The organism is Mesosutterella multiformis, assembly GCF_003402575.1.
Taxonomy (GTDB): domain Bacteria; phylum Pseudomonadota; class Gammaproteobacteria; order Burkholderiales; family Burkholderiaceae_F; genus Mesosutterella; species Mesosutterella multiformis.
The window spans coordinates 825,939-838,681 of the sequence record NZ_BGZJ01000001.1; the positions used below are offsets into that span (position 1 = coordinate 825,939).

13 protein-coding genes are annotated in these 12,743 nt (G+C 58.3%); 4 read left to right on the forward strand and 9 right to left on the reverse strand.

Going from position 1 to position 12,743, the window contains the following annotated elements; all coding sequences use genetic code 11:
- Positions 1-9: 9 nt before the first annotated feature.
- The 7 genes from glyS to miaB all read right to left on the reverse strand — a co-directional run bounded on the left by glyS (position 10) and on the right by miaB (position 8,377).
- Entirely contained in the window at positions 10-2,097 is a 2,088-nt protein-coding gene (gene glyS, locus M4NBBH2_RS03905; protein ID WP_116269785.1) for a glycine--tRNA ligase subunit beta, read from the reverse strand.
- Position 2,098: 1 nt separating this feature from the next.
- Entirely contained in the window at positions 2,099-3,016 is a 918-nt protein-coding gene (glyQ, locus tag M4NBBH2_RS03910; RefSeq protein ID WP_022443680.1) for a glycine--tRNA ligase subunit alpha, read from the reverse strand.
- Positions 3,017-3,106: 90 nt separating this feature from the next.
- Entirely contained in the window at positions 3,107-4,660 is a 1,554-nt protein-coding gene (lnt, locus tag M4NBBH2_RS03915; RefSeq protein WP_116269786.1) for an apolipoprotein N-acyltransferase, read from the reverse strand.
- Positions 4,657-5,535, reverse strand: a complete 879-nt coding sequence (locus tag M4NBBH2_RS03920) for a CorC family transporter (protein ID WP_116269787.1) — start codon at positions 5,533-5,535, stop codon at positions 4,657-4,659. Before M4NBBH2_RS03920 ends, lnt begins: the two co-directional genes overlap by 4 nt.
- Before the next feature lie 15 nt (positions 5,536-5,550).
- Positions 5,551-6,039 (reverse strand): rRNA maturation RNase YbeY, encoded by a 489-nt coding sequence (gene ybeY / locus M4NBBH2_RS03925; protein ID WP_116269788.1) that lies wholly within the window; start codon positions 6,037-6,039, stop codon positions 5,551-5,553.
- Complete coding sequence (locus tag M4NBBH2_RS03930) at positions 6,026-7,027, reverse strand: PhoH family protein (protein WP_116269789.1); 1,002 nt, start codon at positions 7,025-7,027, stop codon at positions 6,026-6,028. Before M4NBBH2_RS03930 ends, ybeY begins: the two co-directional genes overlap by 14 nt.
- Positions 7,028-7,030: 3 nt before the next feature.
- The gene (miaB, locus tag M4NBBH2_RS03935) at positions 7,031-8,377 is read right to left on the reverse strand and encodes a tRNA (N6-isopentenyl adenosine(37)-C2)-methylthiotransferase MiaB (protein ID WP_116269790.1); all 1,347 of its coding nucleotides are present in this window, start codon (positions 8,375-8,377) and stop codon (positions 7,031-7,033) included.
- 199 nt (positions 8,378-8,576) lie between these two features.
- Between miaB and M4NBBH2_RS03940 the strand changes: the two genes are divergently transcribed.
- From M4NBBH2_RS03940 to M4NBBH2_RS03955, 4 genes are all read left to right on the forward strand, one after another.
- On the forward strand, positions 8,577-9,509 hold the full coding sequence (locus M4NBBH2_RS03940; protein ID WP_116269791.1) for a radical SAM protein: 933 nt from the start codon (positions 8,577-8,579) through the stop codon (positions 9,507-9,509).
- Positions 9,510-9,612: 103 nt separating this feature from the next.
- Positions 9,613-10,173: a YqgE/AlgH family protein gene (locus M4NBBH2_RS03945; RefSeq protein ID WP_160117818.1), complete on the forward strand. Its 561-nt coding sequence runs from the start codon at positions 9,613-9,615 to the stop codon at positions 10,171-10,173.
- Positions 10,166-10,576, forward strand: coding sequence for a Holliday junction resolvase RuvX (ruvX, locus tag M4NBBH2_RS03950; protein WP_116269793.1), 411 nt, complete (start codon positions 10,166-10,168; stop codon positions 10,574-10,576). The genes M4NBBH2_RS03945 and ruvX overlap by 8 nt, the downstream gene beginning before the upstream one ends.
- Before the next feature lie 18 nt (positions 10,577-10,594).
- A complete protein-coding gene (locus M4NBBH2_RS03955) occupies positions 10,595-11,431 on the forward strand; it encodes a lysophospholipid acyltransferase family protein (protein WP_116269794.1) in 837 nt (278 codons plus the stop codon).
- Here the strand turns inward: M4NBBH2_RS03955 and M4NBBH2_RS03960 are convergent.
- Positions 11,373-12,221 (reverse strand): symmetrical bis(5'-nucleosyl)-tetraphosphatase, encoded by an 849-nt coding sequence (locus M4NBBH2_RS03960; protein WP_306307589.1) that lies wholly within the window; start codon positions 12,219-12,221, stop codon positions 11,373-11,375. The genes M4NBBH2_RS03955 and M4NBBH2_RS03960 overlap by 59 nt on opposite strands.
- An 18-nt stretch (positions 12,222-12,239) precedes the next feature.
- Positions 12,240-12,743, reverse strand: a complete 504-nt coding sequence (gene rfaE2 / locus M4NBBH2_RS03965) for a D-glycero-beta-D-manno-heptose 1-phosphate adenylyltransferase (RefSeq protein WP_116269796.1) — start codon at positions 12,741-12,743, stop codon at positions 12,240-12,242.

Consider the following 12,743-nt stretch of genomic DNA (forward strand, 5'->3'; position numbering starts at 1 on the left):
CACCTCCGATTACTGAGCAATCTTCGCAAGCTCGGCAACCTGATTCATCAGGTGGTGGAGACGGGCGAGGAGCGCCTGGCGGTTGGCGCGCAGCGCGGGATCGTCAGCGTTCACCATGACCTTATCGAAGAACTCGTCGACCGGGGTCTTCAGCGTGGAAAGGCGGGAAAGCATTTCCTCGTAGTGGCCGGCTTCGAAGTCAGCGAGAGCGGCAGGTTCAACCTGATCGATGGCGGAGGAGAGCGCCTTTTCGGCATCGCTCTCGAAGAGCGACGGATCGATCTTGGTCGGGACTTCGCCTTCGATCTTCTTCAGGATGTTGCTGATACGCTTGTTCGCGGCAGCGAGGGCTTCCGATTCCGGCAGCTTCTCAAAGGAGCGGACGGCGGCGAGGCGGGCCGGGATCTCATTCAGCTGATCCGGGTTCAGGCTCAGCACGGCGTCGATTTCCTGAGCGGTGTAGCCCTGATCCTTGAACATGACGCGCAGACGGTCGAAGAAGAAGTCGCGGAGTTCCTTGCGGGCATCCTTGACACCTTCCACGTGGCGCTCAATTTCGAAGCCGAGTTCGAGGAGGTCAGAAAGCTTCAGCGGGAGATTCTTCTCAATCACCATGCGCAGAATGCTGATCGCGTGGCGGCGGAGAGCGTACGGATCCTTTTCACCGGTCGGCATCTGGCCGATACCAAAGAGACCGGTCAGGGTTTCGAGCTTGTCAGCGATAGCGAGCGAGAGGCTCACCGGAGTGGAGGGCAGCGCGTCGCCGGCGAAGCGGGGCTGGTAGTGCTCACGGATCGCGAGAGCGACATCAGCCTTTTCACCGTCATGCTGAGCGTAGTACTGCCCCATGATGCCCTGGAGTTCGGGGAATTCGCCCACCATCAGGGTGCGGAGGTCAGCCTTTGCGAGGTAAGCCGCGCGGGCAGCATCCTCGGGGCTCGCGTGAAGACCGATGGCGATGAGGCCTGCCATCGCGCGGACACGGTCAGTTCTTTCAAACTGGCTGCCGAGCTTCGCGTGGTACACCACATTCTTCAGGCCGGGAACGCGGCTTTCCAGCGTTTCCTTCTGGTCGGTTTCATAGAAGAACTTGGCGTCAGCCAGACGGGCGCGGACGACGCGGGCGTTGCCGGCGCTGATTTCCTTGCCGCCGTCAGCCGCAACGAGCTGCGAGACGAGCAGGAACTTGTTCATGAGGCGACCGGAAGCGTCGCGGAGCGGGAAGTACTTCTGATTCAGCTGCATCGTGAGAATCAGGCACTCTTCCGGAACCGAGAGGTATTCCTTTTCGAATTCGGAAGCGTACACCACAGGCCACTCGGTGAGCGCGGTGACTTCATCGAGCAGCGCCTCCGGCATGATGGCCGTGCCGCCGAGTTCGGCAGCCTTGTCGTTGAGGAGCTTGCAGATCAGAGCGCGGCGGTCAGCGTAGGAGACCATGACACAGGCGTTCTTCAGCTGCTCCGCATAGGAATCCGCGCTGTCGATCGTCATTTCGCCGGCAGACATAAAGCGGTGGCCGCGGGTCACGCGTCCGGCCTTGAGACCGAGGAACGTCACTGGCACCACGTCTTCACCGTAAAGTGCCGTGAGATAACGGACCGGGCGGACAAACTCAACCGTCGTTTCGCCGTCGGGGAGCTGGTAGCTCATCACGCGCGGGATCGGGAGCTTCTTGGCGGAGTCTTCAATGGCAGCCTGAAGGCCTTCCGCAAGCGGGATGCCGGGCTTCGTGTCTTCAACGTAGAGGAAGTCCTTGCCGCCTTCAGTCTTCGTGACGAGCTTGGCGTCAGCGCCAAGGCCGAGAGCCTGAAGCTTCTTCAGAAGGGGAGCCGCGGGCTTGCCTTCTGCGTCAAGGCCGATCGCCTTCGGCATCAGCTTTTTGGAGAAAGGTTCGTCGGCGGAGTGGTCAAGCACGTTCGTGATGTGAACCGCGAGGCGGCGGGGAGTGCCGTAGCAGGTGGCAACCGAACCGGCTTCCGTCAGGTGCTGGGCCGCGAGGCTCTTCGCGATTTCATTTCCGAAGGCCTTGGAAAGCGTATCAAGGGCTTTCGGCGGCAGCTCTTCCGTCTGGAGTTCAACTAGCAGATTCGTCATTTCAGGCCTCCTCCTTCTTATCAGCCTTATTCAGCATCGGGAATCCCAGGCGCTCGCGGGAGTCGTAATAGCTTTGTGCAACAGCACGGGAGATGTTTCTGATGCGGGAGATGTAGTGGGCGCGTTCCGTCACGGAAATTGCACCGCGGGCATCAAGAAGGTTGAAGGTGTGGCCGGCCTTCAGGACCATTTCGTAGGCAGGCAGAGCGAGCTGCAGGTCCATCAGGCGCTTGGCTTCGGTTTCGAAGTAGTCAAACAGCTTCAGGAGCTTCGCAGGATCCGACTTCTCAAAGGTGAAGACGGACTGCTCATATTCGTTCTGGTGGAACACGTCACCATAGGTCAGCGTGCGCTGACGGTCGCCTTCGCCCCAGCGGGTATAGACGAGGTCGAACACGTTGTCGCAGTTCTGCAGATACATGCAGAGGCGCTCCAGACCGTACGTGATTTCGCCGGTGATCGGCTTGCAGGGAAGACCGCCCACCTGCTGGAAGTACGTGAACTGGGTCACTTCCATGCCGTCCATCCAGATTTCCCAGCCGAGACCCCAGGCACCGAGCGTCGGATTTTCCCAGTTGTCCTCAACGAAGCGGATATCATGCAGCGACGTATCGATGCCGAGCACCTTCAGGCTGCCGAGATACAGGTCAACGATATTGACGGGGGCGGGTTTCAGGACAACCTGGAACTGGTGATGCTGATAAAGGCGGTTCGGGTTCTCGCCGTAGCGGGCGTCCTTCGGACGGCGGGACGGCTGAACATAGGCCGCACGCCAGGGCTCCGGCCCAAGGGCCCGGAGGAAGGTTGCCGTGTGAGAAGTGCCGGCACCGACTTCGGTGTCGATCGGCTGTAGCAATGCGCAGCCCTGCTTATTCCAATAATCCTGCAGGCGCAGGATGACTTCCTGAAAAGAGATCATTTTTTCCTAACTGCCCCCTCTTGGAGGGAAAAGATGACCGTTTTCTGCATCGCAACACAGTCATCATAGAATCAGAATGAAGCCATCATTTTAGATGGTTGGCGTTTTTTTGTTTTTGCTCCGCGATTCTCTGAAAAAGACTGCCGCAAAAAGGAGAATGCAGAGGAGAATGGCTGGCGCATTCCCGACGCGTATATAGGGAGTCGGGCCGCCGTCCGCGGTGCGGATGACCGCATCCTTTGAGACGGGACCGAGGCCGGCTTCGTACGTAATGACGCCCCGCGGGCTGATAAGAGCGGATGCGCCGTTGTTATTCACTGAGATCAGCGGGAGCGCGGTTTCCAGCGCTCTCATCCGGCTGAAGAGCAGATGCTGATACTGCACGGCTGGTGAGAACCAGGCAAGGTTCGAGCTCACGAGAAGCACATTCGGCATCCGGCTTTTTCCGTCATCCTTCCAGAAGTCCGACAGCTCGTCCCCGAAGGAGTTTTCGTAGCAGATCATCGGAGCCACGGTAATGCCCTGCAGCGGAAGATAAAGCGGTTTCTGAAAACGGTCCCCCGGCGTCTGGTCACTCATCGGAATTCCCAGCGCATGAACGAACCAGTGGAAGCCCGGCGGTACAAATTCTCCAAAGGGCACAAGATGACGCTTGTCGTAACGCTGCGTATCGGAGCCGGGAGTCAGGAGAAAAAGTGAATTCCGGAATTCACGGGGATGCGGTTCCCAGAACGCGTTGAGGACGAGTGAAGTTCCTTTTTCCGGCGCGGGAAGACGGATCAGTGACGCCTCTTCCGGCATCAGGCGCTGAATGGATGTGTTGATAACAGATTCGGGCCAGATGATGAGCGTGCGGTCTGCGATCGGGCGTCCCTCAGGAGAGGAAAGCCGCATCGCGCGGGAGATCCTCTCAGACTGAGATAGGGGTTCAACGCCGGAAAGTCCGGCGAGCGGCAGGTCTGGCTGTACGAGGCGGACAGAAAGCGATTCTCCGGGAGCGGTCCAGCTGACCGCACGCAGCGCCTGCCCGGAAACCAGAAGCGCGGCTGCGGCAGCGATGCAGGCGCATTGCCGCTTCGCGCTTCCCCGCAGAAGCACGGTTGCGAAGACGAGTCCAAGCGCGAGCGAGGCGGCGAGTTCAGAGGCATAAACGCCTCCGACCGGAGCAAATCCCTCAAACGGGGTTCCGGTCTGAATGTACCCGAAGGAAATCCAGGGGAAGGAGCAGAGCGCGGCTCCCCGGATCCAGTCAAAAAACACGAAGGCGGCCGGAAAAGCCGCCGCTGCCCGGAGCGGTCCTGGACGGACTTTGGAAACGGCAGCGGCCGTCAGAGCCGTGAATATGGAATTCGCGGCCCCCATGAGGAGCAGCGCGGCGCCTGACAGCAGAGCAGGCAGACCGCCGAAGTCATGAAGACTCTGGTAGAGCCAGGAGAGTCCGGGCGTGAAGGCGAACAGTCCGAAAATGAAACCGAGGAGCGAGGCCTTTTTCCAGGACGTCTCTTCCCTGAGACTGAAGAGCAGAGCGGCGAGACCGATAAAAGCGGCGATCTGCGAAACCCACTCCGCGCTGTGAGGAAAGAACGGAGACGCGTAAAGGAGACCGCCGGCGGCGGCCGCAGCTGCACTCAGCCAGAAATTCACGCCTGGGCTCCCTTATCGGAAGCCGCCTTGGGCGCCCGCTCCACAAGCAGCACCTTTGCCTGGCGGTCGTCCGCCCGCAGCACTTTGAACCGGAAACCGTCGATGGTCAGCTGGTCGCCCGGACGGGGAACACGCTCGAGGCGGTCAGCAATGATGCCGCCGATCGTTTCGCAGTGCGGATCCGTGATGTCCGCGCCGAAATACTGATTGAACTGCGTGAGGTGCGTAATGGCACGGATCTTCCACCGCCCGCGGGACTCGCTCACGATGTTTCCCGCATCGATGTCGACCGTGTCGAACTCATCATCGATGTCGCCGACAATCTGCTCCAGCACGTCCTCAATCGTGAGGAGACCGGTCACTTCACCGAACTCATCCACGACGAGAGCGAGATGCTGATGCTCGCGCTTGAATTCCTTCAGGAGAAGATTCAGCGGCATCGTTTCAGGGATGAACTTTGCCTCTCTCAGATGCTCCTCCAGCCGATAGTCGGGGTGGAGAAGCGCGGTAAGGAGATCCTTGGCGTGAAGGAGTCCCTTTACGTCACTGAAATCACCTTCAATTACCGGGAAGCGCGAGTGTCCGCTCTGATTCGCTTCCCTCAGCCACTTGTCCTGGGGCTCCGAGATGTCGATCGCCTTGATCTGGCTTCTCGGAACCATGATGTCCGAGGCGGAGAGCTCAGAAATCTTCAGTACGCCTTCAATCATGAAGAGCGCGTCATCGCTCAGAACGCCGTTTGTCTTTGCGGCGCGCAGCGCCGAGACAAACTGCTCGTGTGCATCGGAAGCAGGCTCGTGAAAAAGGGACGCGGTAAGCCTTTGCAGAAAGCTAGGCTCAGCCCCCTTCTGTGACGAGGGTGGGTCAGAAATCATAGTAAGAATTGCCTTTTAAAGGTCCCGGTCCTGATATGGATCCGGGAACCCCAGAGACTGCAGGATTTTGATTTCAAGGGGTTCCATCACATTCGCCTGCTCTTCAGTGATGTGGTCATAGCCATGCGCGTGCAGTGTGCCGTGAACAATCAGGTGGCAGAGATGCTGCAGGAAGGTTTTCTGCTGCTCTTTTGCCTGTTCGACCAGCACGGGGACGCAGATGACGATGTCCGCCTCCACGACGGGCTCATGCTGATAGTCGAAAGTGAGAACGTTGGTCGCATAGTCCTTGTGACGGTAGCGGCTGTTCAGTTCGTAGCCTTCCTCTTTATCAACAAAGCGGATCGTAATGTTCACCGGGCGCTCGGCGGCCGCCCTGACCCAGGAGGTCATGACGTCTTCGCTCGGAAGCTCCGGGAACAGTTCGTTCTGTAAATAATAAACAGAAACGGGTGATTCTTTTTCCTGAGCCTCTTCGGCTTCGGTTTCTTTATTCGATTCCATGTCTGCCTTTTTCCCTCGATTCCGCATCCTTCTCGTACGCCTCAACGATCCGGGCCACCAGCGGGTGGCGGACAACGTCGGCCGCCGTGAAGTAGGTGAACGCAATGCCGCGGACTCCCGCGAGCACATGCTGCGCCTGAATCAGACCGCTGTGCGTGCCGCGCGGCAGGTCGATCTGGGTGATGTCGCCCGTGATGACGGCTTTTGAGCCGAAACCGATACGGGTGAGGAACATCTTCATCTGCTCGGGAGTCGTATTCTGCGCCTCATCGAGAATGATGAAAGCGTTGTTCAGTGTTCTGCCGCGCATATAAGCGAGCGGCGCGATCTCAATCGTCTGGCGCTCCATCAGCGTGCGGGTCTTCTCAAAGCCGAGAAGGTCGAAAAGCGCGTCGTAAAGCGGGCGCAGATAGGGATCCACCTTCTGGGAAAGATCGCCCGGAAGGAAGCCGAGTCTTTCTCCGGCTTCAACCGCCGGACGCGTGAGAATGATTCGCTCAACCGTATTCCGCTCATAGGCGTCCACCGCGGAGGCGACGGCGAGATACGTTTTGCCGGTGCCCGCCGGACCGATACCGAAAGCGATATCACAGTCCTGGATCGCCTTGATGTAGTCATGCTGACGCAGTGTCCGGCCGCGGAGATCGCGCCGCCGGGTCTTAAGGGGCGCGAGGCTGTCATCCTGCGGAACGCCTTCGGTTTCCGTTCTTTCATCAACGAAGAAGAGCTGAAGGTCTTTGGCCGACAGTTCCTCACCCGTTGTGCGGATGCGGTTCAGAAGTCTCTGCAGGGCATGGATCGCGCGCCGAACGTGCGAGGTGCTGCCGCTTACGCGGAAAACATTGCCGCGCCGCGCGATGCTGACATCCAGAATGGTCTCAATCTGGCGGAGGTTGGCGTCAAGCGGCCCCGTCAGATTGGCGAGCTCTGCATTGCTCGCGTCAGCCGAAAATTCCAGCTGCCGCGTCTCTTCCTTTTCGTTTGACATCGATCAGTTGAAGTCCTTTTCCTTATTGATCAGGGTGCCGCCGAGCGTGTGCACGCGGACATCCGTAATTTTGACCTGAACCATCTTGCCGAGAAGATCGAGGGGGCCCTCAAAATTCACGACACGGTTGTTATCCGTACGGGCGGCAAGCATGCCTTCGCCCTTCTTGCTCGCGCCGGTGACGAGTACGCGCTGGATGGATCCCACCATCGCTTCGGAAATCCGGAGCGCCTGGGCATCATTCACCTTCTGCAGCTTCTGCAGCCGCTCAAGCTTCACTTCCTGAGGCGTGCTGTCAGGCATGTCCGCGGCGGGCGTACCAGGGCGCGGGCTGAAAACGAAGGAGAAACTCGCGTCAAACCGGCACTCGTCAATCAGCTTCATCGTAGCCTCGAAATCCTCTTCCGTTTCGCCCGGGAAGCCGACGATGAAGTCGGAAGTGATGCAGATATCAGGACGGGCCTCACGGAGTCCGCGGATGATCGACAGATACTGTTCCGTTGTGTAGCCGCGCTTCATCAGTTCGAGCACATGGTCGGAGCCGGACTGAACCGGAAGGTGAACATGGCTCACGATCTTCGGGATCGTCCGATAGGCATTGATCAGGCGAGGCGTGAAGTTCGTCGGGTGAGACGTCATGAAGCGGATACGCTCAATGCCGTCAATCGCGGCGATCAGCTCAAGCAGCATCGCGAAATCGATTTCGTCGCCGTCAGGCAGTTCACCTTCATAGGCGTTCACGTTCTGACCGAGAAGCGTGATTTCGCAGACGCCTTGCTCGGCGAGGCTCTTCACATCGCGGAGCACATCCGCCACGGGACGCGACAGCTCCTGGCCTCGGGTATACGGCACCACACAGTACGTGCAGAACTTCGAGCAGCCTTCCATGATGGAAATAAAGGCGGCGGAACCGTTCTTATGCGGCTCCGGCATGTAGTCAAACTTTTCGATGCCAGGGAACGACACGTCGACCTGCGAGTGGTGGCAGGTCTTGCACTTATCGAGCATGTCGGGCAGGCGGTGAAGCGTCTGGGGCCCGAAGACGACGTCCACGTAGGGAGCGCGTTCAATGATCTTTGAGCCTTCCTGGCTTGCCACACAGCCGCCGACCGCGATCTTCATGCCGGGACGCTGTTCCTTCAGAGTCCGGATCCGGCCGAGTTCGGAATAGACCTTCTGCTGGGCCTTGTCTCGGATCGAACAGGTGTTCAGAATGACGAGATCCGCGTCTTCGGCGGAATTGGTTTTGATATAGCCGCTGCTGTCAGTCATCAGGTCCACGATCCGGTTCGAATCGTATTCGTTCATCTGGCAGCCAAAGGATTTGATAAAGATTTTTTTCGCAGTCACGGTTTTTATCCGGGGGCGATCGAAAAGAAAGAGTCTTTCTGCTAGCGATCAGGTAGGGGAAGAAGCGCAGGTGTAATCCTGCGTCAAAACTGCTAATTTTAAACACTTTTAGTTTCCTGTACGGTGCCTGAGGGCAGAATCCGCAGAGAATTAGAATGTGTGCCCTCTATGCATTACTCCGGAATTCGGAACTTTATTCATGCTGGAAATTCATCAGGAAACGGGCTGCCGGCTCTGCCCGAGAAAATGCGGTGTGCTCCGTGAGGGGATTGTGACGGCTCCCAAGCGGGCGCTCTGCCGCGCGTCAGGGAAAGCTGAGGTGGCGCTCGTGTCACTGCACCGCTGGGAGGAGCCCTGTATCTCTGGAAGCCAGGGTGCGGGAACGGTCTTCTTTTCACACTGCAATCTTCGCTGCTGCTTTTGCCAGAATCACGAAATCAGCGCGGAAGGAAGCGGCTTTGCCGTGACGGATGAGCGGCTCGCGGAGATCTTCCTCGAGCAGCAGAGCCGCGGAGCGACGTGTCTTGAACTGGTGACACCGACTCACTATGTCGAAAACATCATCCGGGCGATCGATATCGCGAGAAGCCGCGGTTTCTCGCTCCGAGTGGCCTACAACACGAATGGCTACGATCTGCCGGAAACGATCGGGCGGCTGAGGGGCTACGTGGATATGTATATGCCGGACCTCAAATACTTTGACTCCCGGTACGGCGAACGCTATTCAGGAGTTCCGCATTACTTTGAGACGGCAAGCGTGGCGATCCGGGCCATGTTTGACGCTGTCGGCCGGTATCGGGTCGGTGAGGACGGCCTGATGCGGAGCGGTCTCATCGTGCGACATTTGGTTCTTCCGGGGCTTTGGCGTGACAGCTGCCGGTGTCTTGACTGGCTGTGGGAAAATTTCGGTAATGATGTCTGCGTCAGCCTGATGAATCAGTACATGCCGCTTTACAAGGCGTCGCGTCACCCTGAGATCAACCGGAAGCTTTTCACGCTGGAGTATCAGAAGGTCGTGCGTCACGCCGAGTCACTCGGATACCGCAACTGTTTCATTCAGATCGGCGAGACGGCCGAGTCGAAATTCATCCCGGTTTTCGACGGCACAAACGTACTCCGTGCCTCAGACTGAAGTCTTTTCGGTCCGCACGTTTTGTTTTGTGCTACAAAAAGAATAAGTAAGCCTGCGGAAGGCAGACATCTCGAGTAACGGGAGAAAGAAAATGGATGAAAACATGGAACTGCAAAATCATCTGCTTGTTGCGATGCCTTCACTGCGCGACCCGAATTTCGCCGGAACGGTGGTCTATATCACCGGGCACGATGAAAAAGGATCCCGGGGCTTCGTGATTAACCGGCAGACGGAACTGATGCTGTCGGACGTGCTCGAGCAGTCGAAGGTGATCGCGAAGGGCTCGCCCCGGCTGCCTGACCGCGTCTTTATCGGCGGTCCGGTTGATCCCCAGAGGGGATTTCTCCTTCATGAGAAGGCGGGGGAATACGCGGCGTCCCGTGAGATTTCCCCCACGCTGTGTGTGACACTGTCAGCCGACGTGCTGAGCCGCATGTGCCGCGGGGAAGGACCCAAACGCCGCCTTTTCCTGCTGGGTCTCGCCGGATGGCTCCCCGGGCAGCTCGAGGCGGAGATCGCGATTGGCAGCTGGATCACTGTACCCGCGACGGAGGAGATCCTTTTCGATGTGCCGCCTGAAGAGCGCTATGACTATGCGCTTTCTCAGATCGGCATCAGCCGCGAACAGCTTGAAGCTTCAGAGGAGCAGGCGGGTCATGCCTGATAAAGCAAATCCCCGGGATCTTTCCGGAACTATTGTCGCTTTTGATTTTGGACTGGCGAGGATTGGCGCCGCGGTCGGCAATACGCTGTCGCGTTCTGCCCGTCCTGTCAGGATCTTCCCCGCCCGAACGAATGCCGATAAGTGGGGTGGTGTGGAGGCGATTCTCCGCGAATGGGAACCGGTAGCGGTGGTGGTCGGCGTACCTCTCCGCTCAGGAGGGGAACGTCAGGAACTCACGGATCGGGCTGAACGATTCTCCCGTCAGATTGAGGGAAGGTTTTCTCTTCCTGTGTATCCGGTCGATGAGCGGTTCTCGTCCGTTGACGTGGAACAGGGCCGGATGAAAATCGATGATCAGTCGGCCGCTGTGATTCTTGAGCAGTGGTTCAGTGAAAATTTTTAAAGCTTTGAGGATATCCCGATGAACTATCTGACCGGGGCTTTGCGCTTCATTCTGATCGTCATTTCGATACCGTTCTTCATGTTCGTTGCCGGGGTGCGTTTCCCGAAAGCGGAGGAAGCGGAATATCGGAAACTGGTTGAAACCTGGTGCAGGAGGCTTCTCGCGATGCTGGGGGTCCGGGTGTCTTATACCGGAAGGCCGCTGCGGCACCCGGCGCCGGGAGAAAAAGGGTACCTGCTGCTTTCAAACCATATTTCCTTCCTGGATATCTTTTCCATCGATACCCTGATCTGCTCGCGGTTTGTTGCGAAGGCGGAGATCAGCCGCTGGCCTGCATTCGGCACGATTGCGAAAGGGGTGCGCACGATCTTTATTGAGCGAGGCAACCGCAGAGCTATTCTCGCGATTGCGGAGCAGATGGAGTCAGCGCTGAACCGGGGTGAAAACGTGATCTTCTTCCCGGAGGGAACCACCAGTCTTGGCAATACACTTCTGCCGCTTCACGCGAATCTGATTGAGGCCGCCGTGGCGACCGGCGCCACGGTGCAGCCTCTGGTGCTTCGCTATAAGAGCCGGGGAAAACTGACGACCCGGATGTCATACGCGGGGGATGTATCGATTTTCCACTGCCTATGGAATGTAGTGACAACGCCGGATGCGACGGTAGAGGTGGAGGTGCTTGATCCGATTGACCCTGCGGGGAAGAACCGGCATCAGATCTGCCGCGAGGTGTCGGCCCGGATGGCGGCCGCTCTTGGCGTTCGCGATCCGGCGATTGAAGAGGAACGGCGGGAACTTACTTTGCGGCCGGTTTTGAAGCAGACGGTTCGCACCAAAGCGGACAGCGTTCCATAAAGATCCGGCGGTCGCTCATCCGGATAGCGGTGAGCGATCCGCCCCAGAGGCAGCCCGTATCAATGGCGATCAGGTTGGGGCGGAGCATCAGGCCGAGCATGGACCAATGACCGATCACGATCAGCTGATCGAGAAGCCGGCGGTCCGTCCGCAGGAACCACGGCGTGAGCCCCGCGGGAGCCTGGGCAAGGCCTTCCCGTGTATCGAAGTCGAGCGTTCCGTCTTCCTTCACAAAACGGATGCGGGTGAAGGCGTTGAAAATAGCGCGCATTCTCTCGCTTCCTGTGAGATCCGGAGCCCACTGACTCGGACCATACATATCCTTCAGATAGTCTTTCCAGCCGTCGCCCGAGAGATGGGACTCGGCTTCCTGCGCGAGTTTCAGCGCGTCTTCAAGGCTCCATGACGGATGAACACCGGCATGAACGAAGAGAGCTCCCGCCTCATAAATCGCGATCTTCTGACGGCGGAGCCATCCGATCAGCTCATCGGCATCCGGTGCCTCAAGAATCGGTGTGATGGTGTCCCGGCGATGAACGTTCCCGTGCCCTGCAGCCACCGCGAGCAGATGGAGGTCATGGTTGCCGAGAAGGCACTGAGCCCTTCCGGATTCCTGAAGCTCCTTCACCCGTCTCAGCGTTTCAAGCGACTGAGGGCCGCGGTTGACGAGATCTCCCATGAAGATCAGGGGAGCGGTATCGGGAAGCTGTTCCAGCAGGCCTTCCAGGCTTTCATAGCAGCCCTGCAGATCACCGATAGCAATGACAGAAGAAGTGTTCAAACCAGCCACAGCGTATTTCCTCAAGAATTAATGCCCGCCCGACTTCCTGACACGTTCAAGAAGCGAAGTGGTGGAGCGCTCATACTCAAAACTGATGGTAAGCGCTTTTCCGCCCCAGGTGCTGACAAGTTTCGCTTCGGGCAGATCCTCAACCCGATAGTCGCCGCCCTTGACATAGATATCCGGGCGCACGGCTTCAATTGCCTTCAGAGGCACTTTGTCCGTGAAGACCGTGACGAGCGACACGCTTTCCAGCGCGGCAAGGACAGCGGCCCGGTCCTGTTCGGTGTTGATCGGGCGGTCATCCCCCTTTCCAAGCATCCGGACCGAGGCGTCAGAATTCACAGCGACGACAAGGCTTTTTCCCAGAGCGGCCGCCTGCGCGAGATACGTGACGTGTCCGCGATGAAGAATGTCGAAGACGCCGTTAGTCATGACGATCGGATGAGGAAGCTCTGACGCGCGTTCCCTCAGATCCTCGAAGGAGACGATTTTGCGGGTGAAGTCAGGAATCGGGAGATGTTCGCTCAT

Coding starts and splice junctions, on each gene's coding strand:
- glyS (WP_116269785.1), bottom strand. CDS start 2,097: ATGACGAATCTGCTAGTTGAACTCCAGACGGAAGAGCTGCCGCCGAAA.
- glyQ (WP_022443680.1), bottom strand. CDS start 3,016: ATGATCTCTTTTCAGGAAGTCATCCTGCGCCTGCAGGATTATTGGAAT.
- M4NBBH2_RS03920 (WP_116269787.1), bottom strand. CDS start 5,535: ATGATTTCTGACCCACCCTCGTCACAGAAGGGGGCTGAGCCTAGCTTT.
- ybeY (WP_116269788.1), bottom strand. CDS start 6,039: ATGGAATCGAATAAAGAAACCGAAGCCGAAGAGGCTCAGGAAAAAGAA.
- M4NBBH2_RS03930 (WP_116269789.1), bottom strand. CDS start 7,027: ATGTCAAACGAAAAGGAAGAGACGCGGCAGCTGGAATTTTCGGCTGAC.
- M4NBBH2_RS03940 (WP_116269791.1), top strand. CDS start 8,577: ATGCTGGAAATTCATCAGGAAACGGGCTGCCGGCTCTGCCCGAGAAAA.
- M4NBBH2_RS03945 (WP_160117818.1), top strand. CDS start 9,613: ATGGAACTGCAAAATCATCTGCTTGTTGCGATGCCTTCACTGCGCGAC.
- ruvX (WP_116269793.1), top strand. CDS start 10,166: ATGCCTGATAAAGCAAATCCCCGGGATCTTTCCGGAACTATTGTCGCT.
- M4NBBH2_RS03955 (WP_116269794.1), top strand. CDS start 10,595: ATGAACTATCTGACCGGGGCTTTGCGCTTCATTCTGATCGTCATTTCG.
- rfaE2 (WP_116269796.1), bottom strand. CDS start 12,743: ATGAGCGAACATCTCCCGATTCCTGACTTCACCCGCAAAATCGTCTCC.